This is a genomic window from Jiulongibacter sp. NS-SX5, assembly GCF_052828545.1.
Genome location: NZ_CM128248.1, coordinates 1,122,288 through 1,148,397, shown reverse-complemented (window position 1 = coordinate 1,148,397; position 26,110 = coordinate 1,122,288). Strand labels below are relative to the sequence as shown.

General features: G+C 40.6%; 19 protein-coding genes. 7 read left to right on the top strand and 12 right to left on the bottom strand.

Annotated elements, in window-relative coordinates; translation table 11 throughout:
• Positions 1–7 precede the first annotated feature (7 nt).
• The 8 genes from gldF to ACUXV0_RS05175 all read right to left on the bottom strand — a co-directional run bounded on the left by gldF (position 8) and on the right by ACUXV0_RS05175 (position 12,488).
• Positions 8–733: a gliding motility-associated ABC transporter permease subunit GldF gene (gene gldF / locus ACUXV0_RS05210; protein ID WP_446192010.1), complete on the bottom strand. Its 726-nt coding sequence runs from the start codon at positions 731–733 to the stop codon at positions 8–10.
• An 8-nt stretch (positions 734–741) separates the two neighbouring features.
• Positions 742–1,257: a DUF4199 domain-containing protein gene (locus tag ACUXV0_RS05205; RefSeq protein WP_446192009.1), complete on the bottom strand. Its 516-nt coding sequence runs from the start codon at positions 1,255–1,257 to the stop codon at positions 742–744.
• Between the two features lie 20 nt (positions 1,258–1,277).
• Complete coding sequence (locus ACUXV0_RS05200; protein ID WP_446192008.1) at positions 1,278–1,796, bottom strand: DUF4199 domain-containing protein; 519 nt, start codon at positions 1,794–1,796, stop codon at positions 1,278–1,280.
• Between the two features lie 3 nt (positions 1,797–1,799).
• Positions 1,800–3,074 (bottom strand): dihydroorotase, encoded by a 1,275-nt coding sequence (locus tag ACUXV0_RS05195; RefSeq protein WP_446192007.1) that lies wholly within the window; start codon positions 3,072–3,074, stop codon positions 1,800–1,802.
• 36 nt (positions 3,075–3,110) lie between these two features.
• Positions 3,111–3,494, bottom strand: a complete 384-nt coding sequence (gcvH, locus tag ACUXV0_RS05190; protein ID WP_446192006.1) for a glycine cleavage system protein GcvH — start codon at positions 3,492–3,494, stop codon at positions 3,111–3,113.
• Positions 3,495–3,561: 67 nt separating this feature from the next.
• The gene (gene sov, locus ACUXV0_RS05185) at positions 3,562–11,049 is read right to left on the bottom strand and encodes a T9SS outer membrane translocon Sov/SprA (protein WP_446192005.1); all 7,488 of its coding nucleotides are present in this window, start codon (positions 11,047–11,049) and stop codon (positions 3,562–3,564) included.
• Positions 11,050–11,125: 76 nt separating this feature from the next.
• Complete coding sequence (gene ruvA, locus ACUXV0_RS05180; RefSeq protein ID WP_446192004.1) at positions 11,126–11,719, bottom strand: Holliday junction branch migration protein RuvA; 594 nt, start codon at positions 11,717–11,719, stop codon at positions 11,126–11,128.
• 55 nt (positions 11,720–11,774) lie between these two features.
• Positions 11,775–12,488, bottom strand: coding sequence for a rhodanese-like domain-containing protein (locus ACUXV0_RS05175; RefSeq protein ID WP_446192003.1), 714 nt, complete (start codon positions 12,486–12,488; stop codon positions 11,775–11,777).
• Between the two features lie 131 nt (positions 12,489–12,619).
• Here ACUXV0_RS05175 and eno point away from each other — a divergent pair, with 131 nt between their 5' ends.
• The 4 genes from eno to ACUXV0_RS05155 all read left to right on the top strand — a co-directional run bounded on the left by eno (position 12,620) and on the right by ACUXV0_RS05155 (position 15,509).
• Positions 12,620–13,903 carry a phosphopyruvate hydratase gene (gene eno, locus ACUXV0_RS05170; protein WP_446192002.1) on the top strand — a complete coding sequence of 428 codons (1,284 nt, stop codon included), beginning with the start codon at positions 12,620–12,622 and terminating at the stop codon, positions 13,901–13,903.
• A 215-nt stretch (positions 13,904–14,118) separates the two neighbouring features.
• Positions 14,119–14,442 (top strand): septum formation initiator family protein, encoded by a 324-nt coding sequence (locus tag ACUXV0_RS05165; protein ID WP_446192001.1) that lies wholly within the window; start codon positions 14,119–14,121, stop codon positions 14,440–14,442.
• 10 nt (positions 14,443–14,452) lie between these two features.
• On the top strand, positions 14,453–14,971 hold the full coding sequence (locus tag ACUXV0_RS05160) for a low molecular weight protein-tyrosine-phosphatase (RefSeq protein ID WP_446192000.1): 519 nt from the start codon (positions 14,453–14,455) through the stop codon (positions 14,969–14,971).
• Between the two features lies 1 nt (position 14,972).
• Positions 14,973–15,509 (top strand): hypothetical protein, encoded by a 537-nt coding sequence (locus tag ACUXV0_RS05155; protein ID WP_446191999.1) that lies wholly within the window; start codon positions 14,973–14,975, stop codon positions 15,507–15,509.
• Here ACUXV0_RS05155 and ppgK read toward each other — a convergent pair.
• A complete protein-coding gene (ppgK, locus tag ACUXV0_RS05150; RefSeq protein WP_446191998.1) occupies positions 15,493–16,233 on the bottom strand; it encodes a polyphosphate--glucose phosphotransferase in 741 nt (246 codons plus the stop codon). The genes ACUXV0_RS05155 and ppgK overlap by 17 nt on opposite strands.
• A 180-nt stretch (positions 16,234–16,413) precedes the next feature.
• Here ppgK and ACUXV0_RS05145 point away from each other — a divergent pair, with 180 nt between their 5' ends.
• A complete protein-coding gene (locus tag ACUXV0_RS05145; RefSeq protein WP_446191997.1) occupies positions 16,414–17,037 on the top strand; it encodes a 2OG-Fe(II) oxygenase in 624 nt (207 codons plus the stop codon).
• On the opposite strand, the gene ACUXV0_RS05140 is transcribed toward ACUXV0_RS05145, so the two are convergent.
• The 3 genes from ACUXV0_RS05140 to dacB all read right to left on the bottom strand — a co-directional run bounded on the left by ACUXV0_RS05140 (position 17,034) and on the right by dacB (position 23,537).
• Entirely contained in the window at positions 17,034–20,402 is a 3,369-nt protein-coding gene (locus ACUXV0_RS05140) for a proline dehydrogenase family protein (RefSeq protein WP_446191996.1), read from the bottom strand. The genes ACUXV0_RS05145 and ACUXV0_RS05140 overlap by 4 nt on opposite strands.
• Positions 20,403–20,559: 157 nt before the next feature.
• On the bottom strand, positions 20,560–22,074 hold the full coding sequence (locus ACUXV0_RS05135; protein WP_446191995.1) for an NAD(P)H-hydrate dehydratase: 1,515 nt from the start codon (positions 22,072–22,074) through the stop codon (positions 20,560–20,562).
• 35 nt (positions 22,075–22,109) lie between these two features.
• Complete coding sequence (gene dacB / locus ACUXV0_RS05130) at positions 22,110–23,537, bottom strand: D-alanyl-D-alanine carboxypeptidase/D-alanyl-D-alanine endopeptidase (protein ID WP_446191994.1); 1,428 nt, start codon at positions 23,535–23,537, stop codon at positions 22,110–22,112.
• 141 nt (positions 23,538–23,678) lie between these two features.
• On the opposite strand from dacB, the gene ACUXV0_RS05125 reads away from it, so the two are divergent.
• Positions 23,679–25,094 (top strand): MBL fold metallo-hydrolase RNA specificity domain-containing protein, encoded by a 1,416-nt coding sequence (locus tag ACUXV0_RS05125; RefSeq protein ID WP_446191993.1) that lies wholly within the window; start codon positions 23,679–23,681, stop codon positions 25,092–25,094.
• A gap of 59 nt (positions 25,095–25,153) precedes the next feature.
• Entirely contained in the window at positions 25,154–26,107 is a 954-nt protein-coding gene (locus ACUXV0_RS05120) for an acetyl-CoA carboxylase carboxyltransferase subunit alpha (protein WP_446191992.1), read from the top strand.
• The last annotated feature ends 3 nt before the right edge of the window (positions 26,108–26,110 follow it).

The following is a 26,110-nucleotide window of genomic DNA, read 5'->3' as shown; positions in this document are numbered from 1 at the left end:
GGACAATTTACTTTCTCTTTTTATCGAGAACGAAAATAGTCAGTCCTAGCATGATTAGAGCTACAGAAACCAGATAAATCACATTTCTGCTATCAATGACTCCTCTACTCAGTGATTCGAAATGAAAATAGATACTGAAATAGTCAGAAAAATATTGAGTTACACCTCTGAAAAGGTTGGATAGTTGATGGATACCATCAAATAGAAAGTAACAAAGGAAAGCTCCTGCTATAAAGGCACTTACCTGATTATTGCTCAAAGCTGAGGATAGAATACCAATGGCAGTAAAGACTCCCGCCAATAAAAAAAGTCCGAAATACGAGCCTATCACAGCACCAGTGTCAATATTCCCGACAGGGTTTCCAATGCTTTTTATAGAGAAATAATAAATGACGGTAGGGAGAATAGCCAGAATAATGAGTAACCAGGCCGCGAGAAATTTACCAAGAACTATTTGAGCACTGGTCAATGGCTTGGTCATCAAGAATTCAATGGTTCCGGTTTTGAATTCTTCTGAGAAAGACCTCATTGTGATGGCCGGAACCAACATCAGCAAAATAAATGGTGTCAGTGAAAAAAACTGACCCATTTCGGCATAGCCGTAATCTAAAATATTACTGTCTGGGAAAACCCAAAGTACCAGACCTGTTAAAATTAAAAAGAGCACAATGACCAGATAAGCAATCAGCGAATTCAGGTAGCCATTGAGCTCTTTTTTAAATATTGCAAGCATAAACTAGTTTAGAATACTGGTTTGTTTTTCTTCATAATAGCAGCCACAATTAGTGATAATATGAAAGAAAAGATGATAGCTGCAACAAGAGGCATGATAAATGATAATCCGCCTGTTGTAAACTTCTCGCTCATTTGCAGGGCAGTTTCAATCTGCTCTTCAGAAAGACCTTGACCTTCCATTTTTTCAATCTGAAAATCTTTCATTTTGTCAGGGAAACCAGTGTCAATGAATTTCATGTAGACCTGATTATAAATGGTGCCGATGATGGCAGAAATAACACTGGCCAGCATACCTACACCCAGACCCTCACCAAAAGTCATGAAGCCACCATTAGCTTCTTTGAATTCTTTCATAGCCATGACCAGCATGAAGACTGAAACAGCAATACCGATAAGGAAAGAGGCTGCAGAGCTTTTCCAAAGGTCTGTCATGTACATTACGGTAGTTAGCACCAGACCAGCTAAACCGGCAATCACACCCCATTTCAGGGCAATTTGAGCAGTAGAAGGTTTTTGTTCCATGTTAGAATAGGGTTATAGTTTTAAGAAATGGCGTCTCCTTGCTTACGCAATGCCATTGAGATCAGCATGATGGCTACAATGGCGAATTGCTTAAACATCAAATCGTCGAGAATTACTCTGTAAGGTTTTATCTCATCAAACGACTTTAATTGCAAGTTAAAGCTTTCTTCATTTAAGACGGTATCCAGAGCTTCCTTTTGTTCTAACAAAAACTGCTTTGAGTAGGCATTCCAGTTCAGATAAGGCTGAATGTCATAGAATTTCAGAAACAAATAAATGGCCAAGCCACTAAAAAGAGCAGCGATGAGGTTGGTGAGAAAGCCTATACTAAAGCCCTCGTAGAAGTGTAGATAGCCTTTTCTCCTTTTTTTATAAATCCAGGTAGCCAGGAAAATGAATAAGATATTGATCCCGATATCAGGTCTCTTTTTTATCAGAGGATTATCATCTACAGCATAGATAGATAAGAAGAAAAGGAAACAAACGAGCCCGGCTATGAGTCCCCAAATGACACTGATTTTAATAATCTTGTTCTTCATTACTTAAGCTATGGTGGCTTGACCTTTATGGAAACTAGCCATTATTTTACCGGTTAACTCTTTACCGATGAACGGTGAGTTTTTCGATTTGGAAACAATCATATCTTCCGTAAATGTGAAGCTTTTTCCGGCATCTATGACCGTAAGATTTGCTTCAGCTCCTTCTTCAAAGGCTGGGTTTTCCAGACCTATAAGTGATCTCGGTTTTTCTGTAAACAAAGGAATGATCTCTTCTGCAGTTAGACCACTGTGAGTGAGCATAGAGGCAAAGGCCGTCTGAAGGCCAATGACACCAAACTCCGCAAGATCAAACTCCATTTTCTTGTGTTCTTCATCCCATGGATTGTGATCAGAGACTACGGCGTCAATAGTGCCATCACTTATTCCTTTGATTAGGGCTTTGATGTCTTTTTTAGACCTGAAAGGAGGTGAAACTTTGAGGTTGGTATCAAACCCTAGTAGATCTTCATCTGTGTAGGCAAGCTGATGAGCTGCTATGTCACAACTTACAGGCAGACCTTTCTGTTTAGCTTTCTTTATGAGGTTTAAACCGCTGGCAGTAGAAATGCAGCTAAAATGAAGCAATGGCTTATCTGATTCAAAGCCCGCATATTCTAATAATTTGAGATCACGCATGATCATCATTTCTTCTGCTTCAGACGGGATCCCCTTGGTTCCCATATGAGTAGATGGTATACCCTCGTGCATTTGGCCAAACATGGCAAGAGCTGCTTCTTCTGGTCTGTTCATCAGAAGGGCTTTTTTTGGGTAAAGGTATTGCAGACTTTTATACAGGATGTCAGCATTCCATAGGGGCTTCAGTCCATCAGTAAAAGCCAATGCACCTGCGGCGTGTAGGTCCCACATCTCTGTAAAATCCTCACCCTTGGTCTCTAAAGTGACGGCTGCTGCAGTATGAAGGTTGACTTGTGAATACTTGGAAGCGTTTTTAAAGTAATTTACCGACCCTTTGGATTGAATCGTGGGCTCGGTATTCGGCATAACAAGCAGATCTGAGTAACCACCTAAAGCCGCCGCCTGTGACAATGATTCCAAGCTTTCCATGGCTTCATGGCCAGGTTCTTTTGAGAAAGCTCGTAAATCTGCAAATCCTGCAGAAAGGTAAAGTTCTTTCCCCTTGATGATGGTGTCTGCTTTGGAGTTTTCGATTGTGCCTATTTCGGCAATCTTGCCATCAATAAGTAGTACATCTCTGTTTTTGAGATGATGAGCAGAGTTTGGTTGTACTATTTTGGCTTTTTTAATTAAAACCTTCATGTGTATTCAAAAAAAAAGCCCTTGAGGGCTTTCGTTTTATTGACCAACTTGATTTTTATAGGTGTCGCTATCGAGCAGAGCTTCAACAGCCTCCATATCTTCAATTTCCATTTTGATGATCCAGCCATCTCCGTATGGGTCAGAGTTAACTAATTCTGGTTCATCTTCTAGTTTTTCGTTGAACTCAATGACTTTCCCATTCACAGGTAAGAATAAGTCTGATACCGTTTTCACCGCCTCAATGGTACCGAAGACTGCATTCGCCTCAAGTTCTTCATCTACGGTTTCTACTTCTACGAAAACAATATCACCTAACTCACTCTGGGCAAATTCTGTGATACCTATTACGGCTACGTTATTTTCTTCAATTCTGATCCACTCGTGTTCTTCGGTGTACTTTAATTCCGATGGGAAATCCATATTGATTATTTAGTTCTTAGATGGTGCCGCAATTTACGCCAAATCTTAAAGCTTGCAAAGCGTAAAATTAATCTGCCAGATTAAACTTCATATTGATACCACCTACCGTTCTTCTGGTTTCGTAAGAGAGTGAAGTGAAAGGCTCATTAACAAAGTGCTCTACATAGAAACCTAGGTTCAGTTTCTTATTGAATTGATACTGAATTTGAGGTTTGATCTGAACTACATAGTTCCCTTGAATAGGTACAGTTTCACCATCTAAACGGCGTTGTAGGGCTGTAACATCACTTAGGGTAAGACCAAAATTGAAGTTCAAATCATTCTCTAGAACCATGCTATTGCCATCACGTCCTTTAAAAGGAAGTTTCACCCCAGCCTTGCGGAAACCTGCAGATATGACTAATGAATTTGAATTGTATTCTGCCACCTGTGCATTTGAGAGGTTCAATGATGCCCTCCGTTCTTTATTATATTCTACACGGCCAGTAAGTGCACCTTTGGTGGCAAACTGCACACCTATCAAAGGAGAAAAACGCTCTTCCATGGTAATTGTGCTCATGATGAACACGGGTAGATAATACTCACTTGCCACGCCGTCAATGATGGATCCCGGAGCAGTCAGCTTTCCTATTGGATAGTCACTAACCAAAAGGTTTACGATTTTAGAGCCATACTCATCAAGAGTACTGCTGCCGTAAGCATGAGAACTTGTAAAGTTACCAACACTATAATTTGACGAGTAGCTGTGACTAATGGATACTGATCTGAATAACTTTTTGAAGAGTGGTAATTTTTCAACACCCGAATAATCCACCCGCCAATTGGGCAAAGGGAACCTTAGGAATGGGTTGAAAGTTTCACTTCCTCTTTTTTGAGATTTTTCAAAAATCTTATCGACCGAATTTCCACTGTATGCTGCAAAGAAGGCAGGGATTAAAACGTCCTGTGAATTCACATGGTAACCTCCTGCTTCACCACCTTTGATAAGGTTAAGCTTCTCAATAACTACTTCTCGGTAGGCTTTCATATCATCAAAAACCTTATAGTTATAATTTGAATAAGGATCTTTATTTAGCTTAAAAAATCCGGTCTTAAACGACCAAAAAGACATACTAAACGTACCGTTTCTAAACGGGTTCTGAGCCTCAAAAGCATCAGTTGGGTTGCCTTTATCATCATAACCTGGTCTGTAAAGAACCTGGTATGAATCTCCACGGCTATAGTTACCTCTGATCTGCATTCTGAAACCTTTGAAAGGCTCTAGATTAGTACTGAAATCAAATTTCTTTTCACGACCCTGTGTGAAAGGATCGTTTCTGACAGCACTCTTTGAAAGCCAACCATTCTCGGCAGATTTAGTAAGTATGTCTTTGCCATAATCATCTCCATAAAGTCTTTGACTCCCCAAAACGAATGGTAAGCCCGGAGCCATGGTATTTTTAGATAAACCAAAGAAGTCAGGTGATTGTAAAAAGCCAGGTAGAATGGTATTCTGAACTATGGAGTAATTGAAATTGATACCTCTCACCGTCATAAGAAGGCGAGTAAAGGTCTTCAAAGCATCTGAACTACCGACCATGATATCCTCGTCATCTCCAGGTGCTCTGGTAAATCTTTCTTTGGGTTGACTTGGCGAGTTAGCGAATTTCAGGTATTTGATTTTATTATAAAGCTTCACCAAATCTATTCTACCCTGAACCGCCATCTCACGGCTGTTATCTATATAGTTTCCAAAGGCTGAACCGAAGCTATCCTTCAATCCGGCATCTTCTATATCATCACCCTGGGTCCAGTCCCATGCGTTTGCACGGTAATTATAGTCAATCTCGAATCGGCTATCAGCTTGTACCCAATCAAGCAGAAAGAACTTATCGAGAGGCAGGCGGTAGGTAGCCTGAATATTTTGGTTGAAGTTTTTGGCTCTACCAAATGAGAGAAGGTTGTCCCACACCGCTTCACGGTTTGCCTCGGTTCCAATATCGCCAAATGGCTCATCTATAATGGAGTTCATCACAGCTGAGTAGGTGAGGTTAATAGATTTTGTCAATCCCCACTGCATATCATAATACCTATTGGTTAGGAAATACTTGATAAAGTTAGGGGCAATATCATCTGTAGTAAGATCAGAGTTTCTGTACTGTGTTCTGGAGAAATTACGATCAAAATCTGTTCTAAAGGCGAATAATTCTGGTACTGGGGAAAGGTTGAAGTCTTTCAGCCATGTGAACATAGGCTTTTGGAGTCCTTCAGCGTTTTTAAATGGCTCCCAAAGGAAAGTTTTGGGTTGAAACTGATAGGTGATAGCTCCTCTTTTTCTTTCGGAGTAGTATTCCTGAATCAATACATTACTTCTCTGAATGCTATTTTGGGAGTAAGAGAAACTGAAGTTCTCTATATCATAGAAGTGATTCTTAGCATTGGGGTTCGTCTTGATTTTTCTAATATTCGCAAGGTTGAAGCCTCTATTGATATTTCTATCAACCACGAGGTCACGATAGGCTTGACGATCATCAGGGTCTTCAAATTGCGTCAATGCTCTCTCTAATACTAGATCAGGATTAAGCGGATCAAACTCAGGAATTACTTCTTGTTTGTCATAATTCATGAATAACGGTATACTTAAGCCCCACTTTTCAGGGAAAAGACGATCCAGCTCAAAAGTAGAGGCAATACCGAAGCCTAAGGAATTATCCTGAGCTCTGCTACTGATTCTATCCTGAACTCCACCGAAACCAAAGGTGCTGTAATTGGCAGAAACAGAGACTGTACCCAAATCAGCAAGTTTAATATCTGCAGCTAAAATAGCCGCTTCACCAGCAGTTTGGTCAAACCCGTTTGCTCTTAGTTCATCCATCCAAACCACAAAATCTGAAGATCTTCCAGATCCACTACCTGAGTTACTTACCCCCATCATAAAAGTCTGAATGCTGCTTAAATCAGGATTACCGACGATGGTAAGTTTATAGGTATAGGTCATTGGAAGCTCATTTCTGCCATCAATGGTAAAGGTGACATCTTTAGTAAAAGGCTGTTCAAATGGAGCGTCGCTGGTAATTCTTTCGAGTTTTAAATCTCTCAGTACATCTATCGGAATATTAAAATCGTTTTCTTCTGGCCATATCACTTCGTCTACTGTGGAGCCATGTGGAGTTGAGGTTAATTTAGGAATCTCTACTTCATAGAAGTTGTTTCTAAGGTCAGTACCAAATCTTATAAATGCACCGGCAAGTGTATCTGATTCTGTACTCGAAAAGTCTTCTGATTCCATGTGCACAAACATTTGAAGTCGTTTGTACATATTGAGATTGAGGTCGGTATTCTTAAAAACTCCTCTTTTGTCACCATCTTTTAAATCCTCAACCTCAAGTCTTAAAGATTGCTCATTGAATAGTTGATTAGTAAATGTAGTAGAGAAATCACGGTCTCTAATGAAGCCCGGTGGAACCACATAAGGTGTTTGACCGTCTTTTACGTTACAGTCACCATTCACATCACAACCATTTTCTTCTACTGAAACCGATGAAACTTTGAAAGCCGTGTTGCGGTTTGGCTGAGGTACTCCGGCATAGCTGTAATCATTCAGATCGTTATAATATGTTCGATATTGGTTAGAAACCAATTGAAGCGTAGCGAAACGTAAAACCACAGGTTCTTCCCATTCTGTCATGAGCATTCGTATAAAGCGAATACTCTTTAGATTTACAGTGCCAGAAGAGTCTGTAAGTTCTCTCAATGGTACTCTGAATTGGTACCATTGTGCCTGACCAGAGCTAACAGTGTCTACAATATATTTATTCTGTATAGTACCGCCATTAGGTCTTAAGTCAATTTCCAGATTAACGGCAGGGTCATCAATATCACTAATGGTATTATCCTGATTGATGTCTTCTTTATCTGAACTTATGGTATTTGAATTGGAGATGATCTGATCTTCTGTAAGGGGCGGGGAGTTATTCTCCATACCCAGGTAGTTTTTATGGCGTTCTACCATAAACTGATCGAGGGTATATTTGTCATCCAAAAAGAAATTGAAATCATCACCTGAAGGATCACTTTTGATTTCTTGAAGTGCAGCTGGATCAGTTACAACAGTTTCTATTTTGTTAAGGAATTCCTTGATATGAGGATACTCTAATTCATCTTCATTACTCAGTCCATCCAAGCCAATGTCTTGACGCTCTCTTACTTCATCGTCTGTGGAGAAGGCATCAGTGATGAATTGTGTTTTGGGAGCATTCCCCCAGGCAGTGGCTATAGGTTGAGTGAAAATAGCACTGTCATTGGCTGGTATCCCGTTTTCAAAATTGAAGTAATTATCAGGGATTACGTCCTCTGAAATATCACCGAGTTGGAAAATGAGTTTTCCTCCCGTTTCATTTCTTTTGTTTCGTATCCCATCACGTACCTCATCAGAAAAAGGATTCAGTAACCAAAACTCCAGAAACTCTACATTGGCATTATCAAAATCGGTATCGAAAGTAATGCCCCTCATTAACGCTCCGAAGTTCTCTTCCGGCTCTTTCAAAAGACCCTTTTCAGTCAAATCAGGGTTATAATTATACATCCCTCTTTCTTCCGGGAAGTAAGCTACGTCCAGGATATTGGTGGGTAGGTTTTGACCAAACACAGGTTGTGTTCTACCCGGGAAAATCTCTTGGATTACAAATGATCTTTCATAAAGATTATTCCTGGCGGCATTTGTCAATTCAGTCGGAACAATACCGTTGCCACCAAAAGCAGTACTCAAAAATGATGTTTGGTCAATAGTATAGGCGGCTATTTTGGCTCTTTTGTAATTATAACCATACGGGTTACCGATGGTATCGCGTCTAAACTCCAATGGAGTAGAGCCCAATTTCCACCTGTTGGGCTGTCTGGTTAAGTCATTGATGTTTCTGGAAGCCTCAAAATCATCAATCATGGCGTTGCCATTGATTTTTTTGTTATTCACTCCGGGAAGAAGTTGAGCAAATTCCGCACTTAAAACAATGGCAGAAGGCTCTTTCGTTTGAATTAGCGGAAGCTTGTCTAAAAGCCTGGTTAAGCCAGATCCTTCCTGCTTATAATTGATATCTACACCCCAAAGCGTATTATCTACGGGTTCATTGCCTATGGCTGTTCTGGTTAAAAAGCCTGGAGTGTTCTCACGGAGGTCCATTAGCGTACCGCCAATACGCAAATTCTTACTCACGGTGTAATCCATTCTCAAACCAAAAAGCCTTCTGATCTGAGATTGAAATAGGTCTGGTCTCTCGTAATCAATTCTGATAGGCCTGCCGCTAGCCAGAATACTTGGGTTAGTAATTCTGATTCTTCCCAGCTGAGCATCAACCATATAATCTGCTCCCTGCTGGAGTTCTGTACCACCCGAATATACTCTTACTGAAGAGCCAGATGCACCTAAGGGTAGTGGAATGTCATTTGAGTTGTTCTGAACAGACCCTTGAAGGAAAAACTTATTCTTGGTATTGATTTGCTGTGCATCAGTTAGTGTTTGATCATACAGCTCATCAAAAACATATTTGTCTTTCAGCGTTTGTTCTCCGGGAGTGAATTTTGTCTCCAGGAAAGAGCCAAACGGTTCTAAAACCGGGAAAATAATAACACCCCTTTCCTCATTTACCGTTACGCCTTCTACATAATCAAAATTACCATCATTGGCCTCATCGCCTACACGGTGGTCATTATTATAATTGAGGTCATCTAGTCCAAGAACTGAAATTAGGGGCTTGTTTTTGAGATTTTCTCCTTCATGTAATTGTGGAGTATCCATCCCAGTTTTATCATCTTTATAGATGACTCTCAGCTGAAAACCTTCCCTTTCAATATTCCCTTGAGACAAAGAATAAACATTCTTCATCATCAGATCCCACATGGGGTGATCCAGCCTGTTTCTGATCGTTGAAGACTTCAACAGTTTCATGGCGATCACATCATCTTCAGCTCTGAAGGAATAATCTTCGGTTAGTTCACCTACTTTATAATTTTTCCCGCGGTAAACATATTCATAAGCTACAGCGAGAATTTCATCATTTCTAAGTGGAGTTAACAAGGAGATATAGCCCAGCTGAGGATGAAAATCAAATTCTCTTTCGGTCAGTTTTTTTGCTCCTCGCAATAATTCAAAATCAACACCTTTTTTTAGGCCTTGGGCCTCTAGAGTAGAGTTGGTATTGTCAATTTTACGAAAACTAATGGTCTCATCAGAAAGATATTCACCTAATGAATTGGTGCTATTGTCAGCAAAGTTCGGGTTGTTGACTGTTACACCATCAGCATATGGATTGGGTTCTCCCAAATCCGTCAAACCAACCAGGTTTCTCATGCTGGTTACGGTATTTGTTCTGTTGGTAACGTAAACTTCAATTCTGGTGATCAGTACTTCCGAGGTCACCATTGGTAGGCTGCTCAGGCTTTTTTCGTATTGATCTCTAAAGAAATGAGAAAGGAAGAAATGACGATTTTCATCGTACTCATCACACCTTACCTCAAAAGGACGGTTTCTGGCTCCACCACTAATGTAGATGGATTCAGTACGTGCTCGCTGCTGAGCAACTACAGTAGAAACATCAAGTTTTCCGAATCTAAGGCCGGCCTTAACCCCAAAAAGGTTATCGACACCCGGTACAAGCTGACTTCTCAAAGGAAAACTGACGTTACCGGCTTCGAGAGATTGCAGAATATCTTCCGGATCAGATTTAAAATTGAGTTTAAATTGATTCTCAAAGTTAAATGCAGACTTGGTGTCAAAATTCCCTAGAATACCCATTTTCTCACGGTAAGGGTTATTTCCACCACCAAGAGAACCTAGGGCTCCGCTTTTTTGAGCTAAGCCTCTTAAATCATTTAAACCTCCACCTCGTGAGTTTGAGTTATTGCCAAAAGGGTTTGACTGCCCTAATCCATTGGTGCCGGCTCCACCATTGGCGTTATTATTAAAGTTGATGGAGATCTGTTGATCAAAATCAAAGATTGGTCTACGTCTTTGAAAAAGCGAAAGTTCGGGGTTATTGATATACTGAGAACCAAACCTAAGGTCTACCGCCACAAAGCCATTGGGCTTAAATTCAGGTACTTTACCACCAAAAATACGGTCAACCAATGGTGCTTTTTGAATCAAAGGAGAAAGCCCTCTACCTGAGGTAGCACTGTTACCGTCCTGCATTTGCTCGTATTCTCTCAGAATACTTTTTCGTACCATGGCATTCTGGATACTCGAGTATTCATTGAATGACATCGCCTGAGGAATCTTTACTTCAATATCTTCAGCCAGAGTTTCATCAATTACAATATTGCCCTGCTCCGGGGAATATTGAATAGTAGTACTCAGGCTATCAGATTGGATGAAAAGTAGGGGAGAGCGTGGTAAGTCAAATGAAAATCGATTAAGATAAGAGTCTTTCCACCTGTATGCTGGTGATTTTTGACTTCTTTCCGGCTGCTCTGTTGTAGGAATAGTACGCGTGACCTGCTGCCCGAAAAGGGGAGCAAAATGGACTGTGGTTAGCAGTAAAAAAAAGATGTATTTCTTTACGTGAGTATTGTTTTGAAACATACAGTGAACGGCCTGTGTGTAACTGTTTCGATTTAAACGACTAAAATCCTGCCATTATTAGTTATCCCTATAATTTTTATCGTAAGGCAAGCTTAATCAGCTCTTCCAGAGAGATATCTCCTCCTGATCTTCTTAAGATCACATCAATGGATTTCTCGGCTGTATTTTTAGGAATTCCAAGAGTGGTCAATGCTGTAAGTGCCTCACCCCTCAGGTTGAGATCTTGCGAAGCAAAAACTGTAGGATTTACACCATCAGAAATCAGCTCTTTCTTCAGTTTGTCTTTTAATTCAATAATGGCTCGCTGAGCTGTTTTAGCACCAATACCCTTGATACTCTGTATAGTTTTGACATCCTCAGAGACCAGAGCTTGAACAATTTCTCCAGAAGATAAAGAAGACAACATGACAATAGCCGTGTTAGGTCCTATTCCTGACACACTAATCAGGTGTTCAAAAAGCTGTTTTTCGTCTAATTTTGAAAATCCATAAAGCGTGTGTGAGTCTTCCTTTACAATAAGTAAAGTGTGAATTTTGATGTGTTCATCTTTCACTTCCAATGAAGAGAAAGTTTGTAATGAGATTTTGACCAGATAGCCTACCCCTGAAACATCAATTATTAGATGTGTAGGTTCTTTTACCAGCAATCTGCCACTTAAGAAAGCAATCATTAAGGATATATATTAATAGTAGGTCAGGCACAAAGATAGTTTTTTTGTCTGTCTTCTATCTATTCAGTGCTTCCTGCAATTTTATCTCGCTTATTTCACCCGAGCTTTTCCAGACTTGTTTCCCGTTTTGAAAATAGAGTATTGTTGGTGTTTCGGTCAATTGAAAATGCTCTGCAATGGCCAAATCTCTGCTTCCGTCTATTTCAATAAGTTTAATCTGTTGTTTTGAGCCTGTACTCCTCAGAAGACGAGGACGCATGATTTTGCAGTATTTGCACCAGGGGGCCGTTAAAAACAATACAACATTTCTGTTTCTTTTGAAGATGAGGTCTAGATCTGCCAAAGTATAGGCAGCAATGGGTGAAACGGTGCTTTCAGATGAAATGTAGGGTTTGCTGCTGGCAGTCCACTCGGCCAAACCACCGTTGAGATAAAAAACATGCTGATAGCCCAGATCCTTTAAATACACGGCGGCATTCTTTGCTTTCTCACCAGTGAAATCATAAAGATAAAGCTGTTCAGTTTTGAGATGTAGACCAAGGACTTCGTCCAGAAAGCTTTTGCTATCAAAGTCTATTTGACGAGCCCCCTTGATATGAGCTCTTTCAAATTCTTGTCCTGAACGAACATCGAGAATAACAGCATCAGGGTTACTTCTCAAAGCATTTTGAAACAAGTCGGCACTTAGACCCGAGATAGACTGAGCCTGCAAATGGCTAGCCCACAAGCACAAAACTAAAAAGCACTGTCTGAAAAATGTCTTGTTCATAACAATAAGGTGATGTTCACCTTGAAGTATAAATGTAAATTATTTACTTACTTTGTGACCGTTTTGGTCATCAAAAAGCCAAAATGGAAATTTTTGAAGAAAATATTGTATTGATAATTTAAATTTTTGAAATGAGTCAAATTGTAAGAGTACACGCCAGACAAATTCTGGATTCAAGAGGTAACCCTACTGTAGAGGTTGATGTAATGACCGAAAACGGATTTTTGGGTCGTGCAGCTGTTCCTTCGGGAGCATCTACAGGTGTTCATGAAGCAGTAGAACTTAGAGATAACGATAAAAACGTATATGTAGGTAAGGGTGTAACTAAAGCCGTTGCTAATGTAAACGAGGCTATCGCTGAAAACCTTCTTGGTTTTAATGTATTCGAGCAAAACCTGATTGATCAAACAATGATTGATCTTGATGGTACAGCTAATAAAGGTAAATTAGGAGCTAACGCAATTCTTGGTGTTTCTTTGGCAGTAGCTAAAGCAGCAGCTCAGGAAGCTGGTCTTCCGCTTTTCCGTTATATCGGTGGTGTGAATGCCAATACTCTTCCTGTACCAATGATGAACATCATGAATGGTGGTTCTCACGCAGATAACTCAATCGACTTCCAGGAGTTTATGGTAATGCCAGCTAAGGCAGATACTTTCTCTGAAGCATTGAGAATGGGTACAGAGGTATTCCATAACCTTAAGAAAGTTCTTTCTTCTAAAGGTTACTCTACTAACGTAGGTGATGAGGGTGGTTTTGCACCAAACATCGGTTCTAACGAAGAAGCTCTAGAGATCATTCTTACTTCAATCGAGAAAGCTGGTTATAAGCCAGGTGAAGAGGTGTTCATCGCAATGGATGCTGCATCTTCTGAGTTCTACGATAAAGAAACTGGTCTTTATACTTTCAAGAAGTCTTCTGGCAAGCAATTAAGCTCTGCTGAAATGGCTGCTTACTGGAACGACTGGGCTGACAAATACCCGATCGTATCTATCGAAGATGGTATGGATGAAGATGACTGGGATGGTTGGGCTGAACTGACTAAGCTTGCCGGTAAGAAAATCCAACTAGTAGGTGATGATCTTTTCGTAACTAACGTGAAGCGTCTATCTCAAGGTATCGAGAATGGTATTGCAAACTCAATCCTTGTAAAAGTAAACCAAATCGGTTCTTTGACAGAGACAATCGATGCTGTAAACATGGCTCATAGAGCACACTACACATCTGTAATGTCTCACAGATCAGGTGAAACAGAAGATGCTACTATTGCTGACTTGGCGGTAGCATTGAACACTGGTCAAATCAAAACTGGTTCTGCTTCTCGTTCAGACAGAATGGCGAAATACAACCAATTACTAAGAATCGAAGAAGAATTAGGCGATTCTGCTTACTTCCCAGGTTTGAAGTTTAGAGGGTAAACACCCTTTCGAAATATTTGAAAGCCCTCACAGGAAACTGTGGGGGCTTTTTTTGTGATGATGAGAAACCCTTCTAATGTTTCGTCTCTTCAAACTATCTAAACCTATGAAGTTTCTCTTAGCTCATCTCTTACCCCGAATCTCAAAATTGAACACTTTGTTTTCGTATGCTCACTAAAAAAGGTAAATTTGGTTTCCTAATAATCTAGCGTGCAATGAACTTCAACTGGAAAGACTTCGTGGGGAAGAACAGTTTTTATGTCTACAGTTCTCTCTTTTTTCTGGCATGGATCACTTTTTTTGACAGTGCCAATCTCATCACTCAGTTTAAACTTTGGTCAAAGCTTCAAGGCTACGAAGATCAGATAGAGTATTACGATGAGGAGCTGGAGAAATTACGTGAAAAAGAAAGGTCGATTCTCTCAGATAAAGATGCTTTAGAGACGTATGGTAGAGAGAAGTATCTGATGAAAAAAGAAGGCGAGACTGTTTTTGTGATCGTAGATGAAGACGGAGAATTATTAGAAGAAGTAGAATAACTGCTAAGATATGGTCAATGTTTTATTCGTTTGTTTAGGAAATATCTGTCGCTCACCGATGGCCGAATCTGTTTTTCGTGAAGTAGTTCGCCAAAAGGGCTACAGCGGAAGCTTTGAAATTGATTCTGCGGGTACTGCTGGCTATCATATTGGAAAACAACCAGATAGAAGAACCCTGGAGGTGCTTGAAGATCGAGGTCTTTACACCACTCATAGAGGACAAAAGATTGATGCCGAACTACTGGAATGGGCAGATCATATTGCAGTTATGGATGAGGCTAATTTTGAAAATGTGCACAATTTCCTGCACAAGGAATTAAAAAGACCGCCTGAACCAGAGAAGTTATTCCTCATCCGCGACTTTGATCCTGAAGTCAGAGGAGTACAAGAGGTGCCAGATCCTTATTACGAATCAAAAGAGGCCTTCGAGGAGGTCTATGTTTTACTAGAGAGAAGTTCTGAAGCCCTACTTGAACATTTGATTGATTTACACGGTCTGGAGCCTGATCCGGACGACGAAGAAGAGTAAGGTGAACATCAAGGAAACATTGCTGACGGAGAGGAGTAAGGCTACTTGTTTGAAAATAATGGCCTTTGTGGGCGAAGATGCCCAAAGACTAGAAGAGTTAATGCAATGTGTGCTTTCTCCTGATCCCAAATTAAGTGAAATGGCGGCCTGGGTCATCACCAGCATTACCGATGAAAAGCCTTGGCTGGTTCTTCCTTATGAAAGAGCCATGTTTGAAAAGGTAAAAGATGAGCATAATCATGAGGCTGTACTCCGTAACTTTCTTCGACATTGGGCCTCTACTGGTTTCTCGGAGGATATTGAGGGAGAACTATATGAATTCGGCTTTCAGGTGCTGGAAGGTAATCACAGTATCGCAGCCAAAGCCCACGCTATGTATGTCTGTATGCATGTAGTGAAAAAGTATCCTGAACTTGCTCAGGAAATGCTTCCGCTAATGGAAGAGGTAGTTTTGAAATACGGACCAACCTCGGCTGGAATAAAGAACCGAGGGACCAAAGTGATTAATCAGCTACGAAAAATTACTGCATCCCTTTAGAGGCCATAGCTGCACCAATGATACCAGCTTCATTTCTGGTTTCAGCAACTTTCAGATTTACATCAGTATTGAGTAGGGGGTAAAGCTCTGCCCATTTTTTGCTGGCACCTCCACCTACGATCACTAAATCGGGCGAACAAATTCTACCAACGTAGTCGAAGAAGTAGTCCAGTCGCTCTGCCCATTCTACTAAACTTAGTTTTTTAGATTTTCTGATGGAGTCAGCTGCATACTTCTCTACCGGCTTATGCTTTTTATAACGTAAATGGCCTAATTCGAAATTCGGAATCAATTTACCATCATGGAATACTCCTGAGCCTATTCCTGTTCCTAATGTAACTGTAACTACCAAACCGGGAACATCTTTACCCGCACCATACTCCATCTCTGCAAGGCCGGCTGCATCTGCGTCATTTATGACTTTGAAGTCATTTCCACAGGTTTTCTTGAATAACTCGTCTATTTGAACATTCACCCAATCCTTATGCAGATTACTTTGTGATTTACATTTGCCCTTGGCCACAATAGTTGGGAATCCTACTCCTACCGGGCCTTTCCATTGAAAATGATCGAGTAGTTCTTTAACAGCTTTGGCCATGGCATCCGGAGTAGCTGGTCTTGGAGTAGGCACTCGAAAGCGTTCTGCGGCTAGCTCTCCGGTAGCTAAATCTACTGGTGCACCTTTGATTCCTGAACCTCCTACATCTATTCCGAATAACTGCATAAGTCTGTTTTTTTTCTGCAATATATGAATTTTGAAACAAGTTAGAATTGCTCTTAAGAGCAGTGAAAGGCCCTTTTTTCTAAAAGATTGATGTTCAATAATTTCAATTGAAAATTCTTTTGATTCAAGCGGAATCTTCTATCAAACTTTCATCTAATTTCGCGGGCTTAAATTTTAAGAATGGAATTTTACCCGGAAGAGCAATGGCTCACTTGGATTGATGTTCTGGCTGAGAATGAATACCTGATTATCGATGATTTTCTGGAAAAGAATCTTTTACAGGATATTCAAAATTTCTTTACAGAACGAAGAAAAGAAGATGATTTTGCGAAAGCCTCAATCGGTACAGAAAGTAAAGTAGTGAGTGAGGTCAGGGGAGATTATACCTATTGGTTGGATAGAAAAAGAGATACGGTACTGGAGCAGTTTTACGGACTGGTAGACGAGACAATGTCCAAGCTAAATCGTTACTGTTATTTAAGTCTCTCAGACTTTGAGTTTCACTTGGCCTATTATCCTCCGGGCTCCTATTACCATAAACATTTGGACCAATTCAGAGAGCGTTCTAACCGAATGATCTCGTTTATTATCTATCTCAATGAGGATTGGGAAGAGGCTCATGGAGGGCAATTGAAGATCTACAAAGAAAGGGAGGAAATGCTTGTAGAGCCAGTGATGAACAGAGCCGTACTATTTAAAAGTGCCACCGTTCCTCATGAGGTTTTAACCACTACTTTTGGTAGAAAAAGTCTAACCGGCTGGCTGTTATACCAACCAACCGGTCTCGGTCAAATTTTAACTTAATCCTGACTAACTCCTAAAAGGTTACCGTATCGATGGTAATTATGAGAGAAGTTTTGCTCGGTAAGATAATTAAGTAACTCAAATCGTCCCCATACAGACGGCTTGAGGGTTTTCAGGTCCATCCCTTTTTCTACGAAATACTCATGGATTTCTGAGTCAACTTTTTGCTCTGTGAGCACTCTGACACAAACTTGATGATTGATTTTTGTTTTCAGAGAAGCAAAATCTGCAATTTCAGACACACCTTGGTGTATAGTGGACTCATCTGAAAGAGAGTAAAGTTCAATACTCACTTTTAAGGCCTCGGCAGCTGCTTTTACCATTGAAATCTCTCTCTCTGTGGTAGAATTATCAACCAGAGCCAAAATCTTTTTTGGTTTAAGATATCTGCTGATATTATGCTGACCTCTTAGATTTACAGAATCTATTTCTTTATCAAAATAGTGTTTCGCCCATTTCTGATAATCAGCTTTAATTTCTTCAATTGACTTTTCTGGTTCATTAAAGGCCATAAACTGAGCCACGTAATTGCTTCCTCCTGCTTTCATCCCAAAACCAAATGAAGAGGCTTTCATACCACCGAAAGGTTGACGTAAAACTATGGCACCGGTAGTAGGTCTGTTAACATAAAGGTTACCCGCCTGAATCTTATCTTTCCAATAAGCAATCTCTTCGGCATCTAAAGACTCCAGACCACTTGTTAAACCATACTCCACCCCATTAGCCAGAGCTATTGCATGTTTCAGGTCTGAGGCTTTCATGACAGAAAGAATAGGGCCAAATAGCTCGTTTTTATACTCAAAGTCATTTTTAGTTACTCCCCATTTGATGCCAGGGCTTAGGAAAAAGTTACCCTTTAGTTCAGGTTTTAGTAGCCATTCTTCATCGGATGTATTCTCTAAAACGTGCTTAAGTTTATCAGAAATAGGTACAGCCAGAGGCCCAATCTGAGTTTCGTTTAACCAAGGATCTCCGTAGAATTTGCTTTCTGTGGCATCTTTCAGAAGGGTTTTGAAATGAGGGTCATTGAAAATTTCTTCTTCCAGAATGAGCAATGAAGTCGCCGAGCACTTTTGACCTGCATTCCCGAAGGCACTTTGAACTACGTTTTTGATAGCCTGTTCTCTGTCGGACAAACAAGAGACGATCGTGCTGTTCTTTCCTCCCGTTTCCGCGAATAAGTTTAATTCCGGATTTCGTTTCAAAAGAAATTTCGCGGTCTCTGTACCCCCTGTAAGGATTACGGCATCAAAAGTTTTTCCTGAAGCCAAATATTTATCAAGGCTGCTCTCATCTGCAGGAAGGAAGGCAAAGGCCGTTTTGGGAATTCCTGCCTCCCAGAGGCACTTGGAGATCAAATAAGCTGTAGCAGCAGCGTTGGTAGAAGGTTTCAAGATCACTCTCTTGCCTGCGGCCAAAGAAGCTAAAACACCGCCGATGGGTATAGCTATCGGGAAGTTCCAAGGTGATAAAACAAGGTTAGTCCCTTTTTCAGGTTTAACGTCAACTAGTTCATTCCATTCCTTGGCAGACTCTGCGTAGAAATTGGCAAAATCAATTGCCTCAGAAACTTCAACATCAACCTCCGCAAAGGTTTTACCGAGTTCTTTGACAGCAACGGCCATCAAATCACCTCTGTTTTTTTCAATTTCTACCGCCGCTTTTTTGAGCAGATCGGCTCTTTCATTAGCTGATTTTTCATGCCAGGTAGATTCTGCCGCCAAAAAGAAATCATAGTCGGTTTCATCAGCCAGAGAGTATTTCCAAGGCTGATTCCCATTCCATCCTTCTAGTTCTATGGTTGCTTTCTCAGAAGACTCATTTCCACCAACCACAGGGATTACTGAGCCCAATACGGCTTGAGGATTTTCCCACTTAGATTTCACGCCTTCCAGCCAATCGCGATTGGCCTTTAAGTTCCAATCAGTATTAGCTACGTTATGAAAAGCGTTTTGAACTGTTGGCTTTTGTGCTGATCTGTTTTGTGTCCTTTTCGGCTCTGTACTTACAGATTCAATCAAGTTTACAGAAGCCAGAAATTGCTCTTTTAACTCATTCCATTTCTGAGAATCCTTCTTAAGGTTAAACCCTTCTTTCAGGAAGTTTCCATCTTGAGTCCCTTCGTCCAGTCTTCTGACCAAATACGCGATAGCTGAGTTATAATTCTCTGGTTTGACGATAGGCGTATACAATAACACCTGTGCTCCCAGTGATTTCAAGCGGCCAACAGTTTGGTTAGCCATACCCTCCAACATCTCAAAGTCTACCAGATGATTGACTTTTTGTTCATTGACCAGTTGAAGAGCAAAAGCCAGATCAAACAGGTTATGTGAAGCTACACCAATATTTACAGCCTCTAAAGATTCTTTGTTTAGAGCTTCTAATAAGATTTTCTTGAAGTTGGCGTCTGTTTTAACTTTCTCATCATAAGGAGCAAGTTCCCAGTCTTCAAGCGAGGACTCGGTTTTCTCCATCTCCATATTGGCACCTTTTACTATTCTTATTTTGATAGGTGCTCCGCCGTTTTCTACTCTTTGCTGAGCAAAGGCAGTAAGTTTTGCGAGTTGGGCATAAGAATCGGGAAGATAGGCTTGAAGTACTATACCCGCTCTTAAACCTTTATATTTTTCAATAGATAAAGTCTTAATGAAGGTCTCAATAGTCAGATGCAAATCGCGATACTCTTCCATATCAAGATTCACAAACTTCCATTCGCCGGTTTGTTTATGAATATCAAGAATAGCATCGTAAATAAGGCCCAGCTTTTCTGTCAAAACCTCTACCGTATGGTCAAAAGCAAAAGCAGCAGTTTGAGAGTAGATTGTAGAAATTTTAATCGAGATATAATTTACATCCTCCTGTCTTAAAAGATCAATGTACTGCTGAATTCTCTCGGCTGCTTCTTCTTCACCTATGAGAGCCTCGCCAATCAGATTCACATTAAGTTTAATGTCTTCATCAGCTCTTTTCCGAGAGTGTTTTTTAAACTTCTGATCACCAACAAAAAACAAGATAGGGCTGGTAACAGACTGCACCTGTTTCAGCATTAACGGAATACTGATAGCAGGGAAGAATCTCCCTATGGATTTATAAAGGCCTATAAGTACCTTCTCAAAACTTGAAAAAAGTCGGTTACTATCAGGGAATTCGTCAAAAAGTCTCAAGACATAGTCTGACACTTTGCCATATTTCTTTGACCTGAAGACCACGTCCATTAATCTGATTAGAAAGTTCTTGGAAACAGGCTTTTCCAATATAGGCTCCAGGCGAGCAGTAAATTCGTTTTTGTTCTCTGCATTCTCATCAAAAGTATGCAGTTTTCTCGCTAAAAGCAGAGCATTATCTACTAGTTTAGAATGTGTCATTAAGCAGTTTTAATGCCCTGATCAGATCAGGGTTATTGATAAAGTGTAATTGGCGGCAAATGTACTTAAAAGTTCAACATTTGTAGAAAATTGTTCTGAAATTTTTATAGCGAAAATTCGCTATGCTTCAGTTGTCTAACTTGCTGATATATAGAGCTTACTGATTGTTGAGTGTTTTGAAAACCTCTCCGAAATAATCGATGATATCTCCGGCTATTAGCGATTCTGCAGAATTTGCTTCGGATGCATAATCGCCTGCTTTGCCGTGTAAATATACCCCTAGTAAACTTGCATTTTCCGGAGAATAATTCTGTGCCAAAAGGCCGGTAAGTAACCCTGTAAGAACATCACCACTTCCACCTGTGGCCATTCCGGGGTTACCAGTACTATTGAAAAATATTCTACCATCAGGTAGGCAAATACTTGTATGAGCACCTTTTAAAATGATGATACAATCCAACTCTCTAGCCAGTTCTCTTTGCTTTTGATGCTTCTGATTGTCAGTTTCAAAAGTGCCAACCAGTCTGCTGAATTCCTTTGGGTGAGGAGTCAAAATGCTATTGGCAGGAATCTCTTTCTTTAATGAAGGAGTCTCCGCAATTATGTTCAGAGCATCTGCGTCAAGAACCACCGGTGTCTCACAGCTCTGCAATAATGTTTTTAGAAACTCACCTGTTTTCTTTTCTTTGCCAATTCCAGGCCCGATCCCCAGAGTTAGGCCATTGGTTTCTGCTTTCTGGTTCTCTAAAAAGTTTTGACCAATATTGATATCAGCCATGGCTTCAGGGCAGGTGGTCTGCATAATACTCAAACCAGAGTTAGGGATATGTGCAGTTACCAAACCTGCTCCGCTACGTAAAGCTGCCTTTACGGCCAAAGTGGCTGCACCCATTTTGCCGGTACTCCCGGCTACGATAACTGCATGCCCAAAAACACCTTTGTGTGTATACTTTCTCCTTGGTGAAAACAGAGGCTGAATCAACTTTTCTGTGATATAAAAATTGCTCGTTTCTGCTTCTTTTATATAACCTTGATGCAGCCCTATGGATAGAAGGTGCCATTCTCCCACATATTTGCCATTGGCTGGGAACAACAGTGCCAATTTTGGCAATTCAAAAGTCAAAGTATGCTTGGCATTGATGATAAGCCCTGGATTATTTTTCTCGTTGTCTTCAGGAAACAGTCCGGAGGGCAAGTCAATTGAAACCGTGAAGTTGGACTCATCATTAAGATACCTAATAGCATCAGCTGCCAAACCCCGAACCGGCTGATTCAGTCCACTACCAAAAATGGCATCTATCACAATGTTCTTGTTTTTCTTTATGGCCGGGAGGTCAGAAGGGCGTTTGACAATTTTGTATTTGATATCAATCTCCTGAAGCCTCTTCTCATTGAGAATGAAATCTTTTGATTTTTTAGAAGAGAAGGCGATTTGATACACCTGCACATCAAAACCCTTTTGAAACAATTGACGGGCAATAACCAGCCCATCACCACCATTATTACCGACACCGCAGAAAATTTGATAGCTATTTTGAATGTCGAATTTTTTGCGGAGCCATTCAGTACATTTTGAAGCCGCACGTTCCATTAACTCCGACGAAACAATTGGCTCATGTTTTATAGTGTACTCATCCGCTTCTCTTATTTGCTGTGCACTTAATATTTTCATTGATTGTACTCATTTTATTTCAATAGGTATGGAGATTACTTTGAGCCCATTTTGATTAGAAAATCGTCGAGGAATCTTCTAACTTCTGAGCTGGCATTTGGTTCATAGTGATTTACGCAAACCATGAAGGAATAAAGCTCTCCTTGTTTATCTGTCAAATAACCAGCATAGGCTCTAGTGCCCGAAATGTAGCCGCTTTTTACGGATATTCTGCCTCCAGTCACCTTATTTCTGTCTTTATACCTTACCGAGCCGGACTCACCTAAAACAGGAATGGTTTCTATAAAATGAGACCCGGAGGGTGCTAAGGCCACTGCTCTCAGGATGTCAGTCATATTTTCTGTAGTAATCATACCTGAAGGAGAAAGGCCGCTTCCGTCTTTTGGGTTAAAGCCGCCAAGGGAAAGTCCTTTAGCCAACCAATGATCTGTCATCTGTTCAACACCTTTTTCAAAACTTGCGAATTCTCCGGGCTGTAGTTGATGAAGAAAGGCATCTGCATAAATATTAATACTATTATAATTACAATCCTGAGCAAGCTGATAAAGTGATTCAGAGTTAAAACGGTGTAATAGATGAAAGTCTCTTGACTGGCTGATTTCTTCTATGGTAGGCTGGAGCTGTGCCTGAACTACTTCTATTCCTTCGTTTTCCAATCGATCAATGAGTAATTCTCGAAATAGACCGGCAGGGTTGGGAATGGAGCCTTTGACTTCAAAATTGTTTTTGCCCAAAGGAATAGTACCTTTCATGAGGATGGTTTCTGTAGAGGGGCTGGAGTATATGTAAACCTGATCTCCACTGCCTGATTTGCCAGTTTTTACCTGATTGATAATTTTCCAGGTGCTGCTGACCGGGTCAAGAATATTGATTGAGGCCGCTTCTCCCACCCGGTAGCCTGGTTGAAAATAGACCGAGAATTTGTTTTCGTTGATATTAAATCGGTGCGGTATAGCTCCATAATAATTTCCTAAATCTCCCCATATCCATGAATCAGGTACATCATAACTGAACTCAGAGAGGTCTCTAATAATTACGTTTTCGTTCACTTTTTGTATACCTACGGCTCTTATGGCTCTTAAACATTCATTTAGGATTTGTCCGTAATCTTTGCCGCTTCTTTCTGAACCTAATGAAGGGTCTCCTCCGGGGTTTATGATCAATGACCCATGTAGAGTTCCGTTGGTGATGGTACCTGAGTAACCGAGGTCTGTTTGGAATCTGTAATCAGATCCAAGTTTATCTATAGCTGTAGCAGTGGTGATGAGTTTAAGAGTGCTGGCAGAGTTGACCGCTTTTTGTTCATTCAGTGCCAAAATAGTTTTACCATCATTAACTCGCTGTATATGAGCCGCTACAATTCCATGCTTGATGTTTTTCGTTTGTTGAAAGCTCATCAAATCCTGCAAAAGGGAATTTTGTATGGCTGATAGTTGTAAAATGATGAGAGCGATGAACTTCATAGCTGGCTTGGTTACAGAATAACGAAAAGGCTTATCTTTGTCGCCTCTTACGATCAACGAAATAGTGTAACAACATTACACATTTTGTGAGGAAAATAGAAGGAGTGAATCCTGAATCAAGTGCAAACAGAGCATTCAAAAATGAATTTAACTTTTTATGGTGCGGCCAGACAAGTAACCGGAAGTATGTTCCTACTTGAGCTGGATGACTACCGTATCCTTATTGATTGCGGTACAGACCTTGATAGCTCTAAGAAGGAAGATAAATCAAAGGAGTATGGTTTATTCCCTTTTGATGCCAGCCTTATAAACCTGGTAATTCTTACGCATGCTCACATAGATCACAGTGGTCAGATTCCAAACCTTTACCGTGAAGGCTTTGAAGGTCAGGTACTGTGTACAGAACCCACTTTAGATTTGACCGAGATTTTGCTGTATGATTCGGCAAATCTGCATCAACGTAGAATTAAGAAAATTCAGAAGTCAAAGAAGCTCTCTAAAAAGTACAGGTCGTTAGAGGCTGAGCCTTTTTATCTAAGCAATCATGTCAAAATAGCCATCGACAACTTTGTGCCTCTGGCTTTCAATAGACGGTTTAAATTTAAGGACAATGCCTGGCTAACCTTTATACCGGCCGGTCATTTATTGGGAGCTGCACATGTTCTGATAGAGGTAGAGAGAGATGGAGAACTTGAGAAAATCTGTTTTTCGGGAGATATTGGAAGAAAAGATTACCCTTTATTGGTAGACCCTCAGCCTGTACCTGATGTAGATTATCTGGTATGTGAAACCACCTACGGCATGCGAGAGCATGAAGATAAAGATGACCCGGTACAGAAGTTGAAACAGATTATTCAGGAGAATTGTATTGATAAACCCGGAAGAATTATCATCCCTACTTTTAGTGTAGGCCGTACACAAGCCTTACTTTTTACGCTGAATAAGCTCTACGAAAGCCAGGGAATTAAGCCTATCAAAGTGTTTACTGATAGTCCACTGGCCAGATCAAGTACAGAGATACATGAACGCTACTGGAAACATCTCAATGAAGAGGCTAAAGAATTTAAGGATTTGGAAGAGAACCTTTTTGACTTTGATAATCTTCATTATCTGAAATCCGCTAAAGAGTCAGAGCAAGTTTCTTCTCATTCTGAGCCATGTATCATCATTTCTTCATCAGGCATGATACAGGGTGGGCGTATTGAGCATCATGTGGCTGAGAATATTGAGAACACCTATGCCACTATTTTGTTTATTGGCTATACCACAGAAAACACCCTGGGGGCTAAATTGCGTAGCAAAGACATCAAAGAACTTGTGATAAAAGGAGCCAAGAAAGAGGTGAATGCCAATATCATTTCTACCGATGTTTTCAGCGGTCATGGTGATATAAATAACCTAATTGATTTTGTGAAACAACAGAAACCGGAGAGATTGAAAAAGACCTTTTTGGTACATGGAGAAACCGAGTCAATGCTTAACTTTAAATCTACAATAGAAGGGCTTGGGTATAAAAATATTGAGATGCCTGAGTATGGAGAAGCTTTTGAATTGTAGTTTTGAACCGAAATTGTGAAAAACAAAGTTGGGCTACGGCCCTAAATGAAAAGAAATAAATGAGAACTTTACTTGAGTTTGAGAAGCCTATTGCGGAGTTAGAATCGAAGCTGGAAGACATGAAAAAGCTCGCTGCGGATAATAACGTAGATGTGAGCACTGCAGTAAGGAATCTGACCAATAGCATCGTGGAACTAAGAAAAGAAACGTTTACAAACCTTACACGCTGGCAGAGAGTACAGCTCTCTCGCCACCCGGACAGACCTTACTCTCTAGATTATATCGAGATGATGTGTGAGGAATTTCATGAGATTCATGGCGATAGAAATGTAAGAGACGATCCGGCAATCGTTGGAGGTTTCGGAAATATTGACGGCCAGACCGTAATGATCATTGGACAGCAGAAAGGTCGAAAAACCAAAGAACGTCAGTACCGTAATTTCGGGATGCCGAATCCTGAAGGATACAGAAAGGCCCTTCGTCTGATGCGTCAGGCAGAGAAGTTTAATGTGCCTATTGTGACTCTTATTGATACTCCTGGTGCATTCCCGGGTCTGGAGGCCGAAGAAAGAGGTCAGGGCGAAGCTATTGCCAGAAATATTAAGGAGATGATGACCTTGAAGGTACCTGTAATCTGTGTGATTATAGGCGAAGGGGCATCTGGTGGTGCTTTGGGAATAGGTATTGGTGATAGAGTTTTAATGCTTGAAAACTCTTGGTATTCTGTTATCTCACCGGAGAACTGTTCTACTATCCTTTGGAAAAGCTGGGATTTTAAAGAACAGGCCGCAGATGCTCTGAAGCTTACTGCTACAGATATGCAAGGTTTTGGACTAGTAGATGGTATCATTCCTGAGCCGGAAGGTGGTGCCCATCTGGATTTCGAAACGGCTGGGAATATTCTGAAAAAGACACTTTTAAAGGAGATCAAAGCCCTCGAAAAAATAAAACCTGCCGTAAGAGTAAGTAGCAGGATTGATAAGTTCTGCTCTATGGGTGTAGTAGTAGAGTAAATT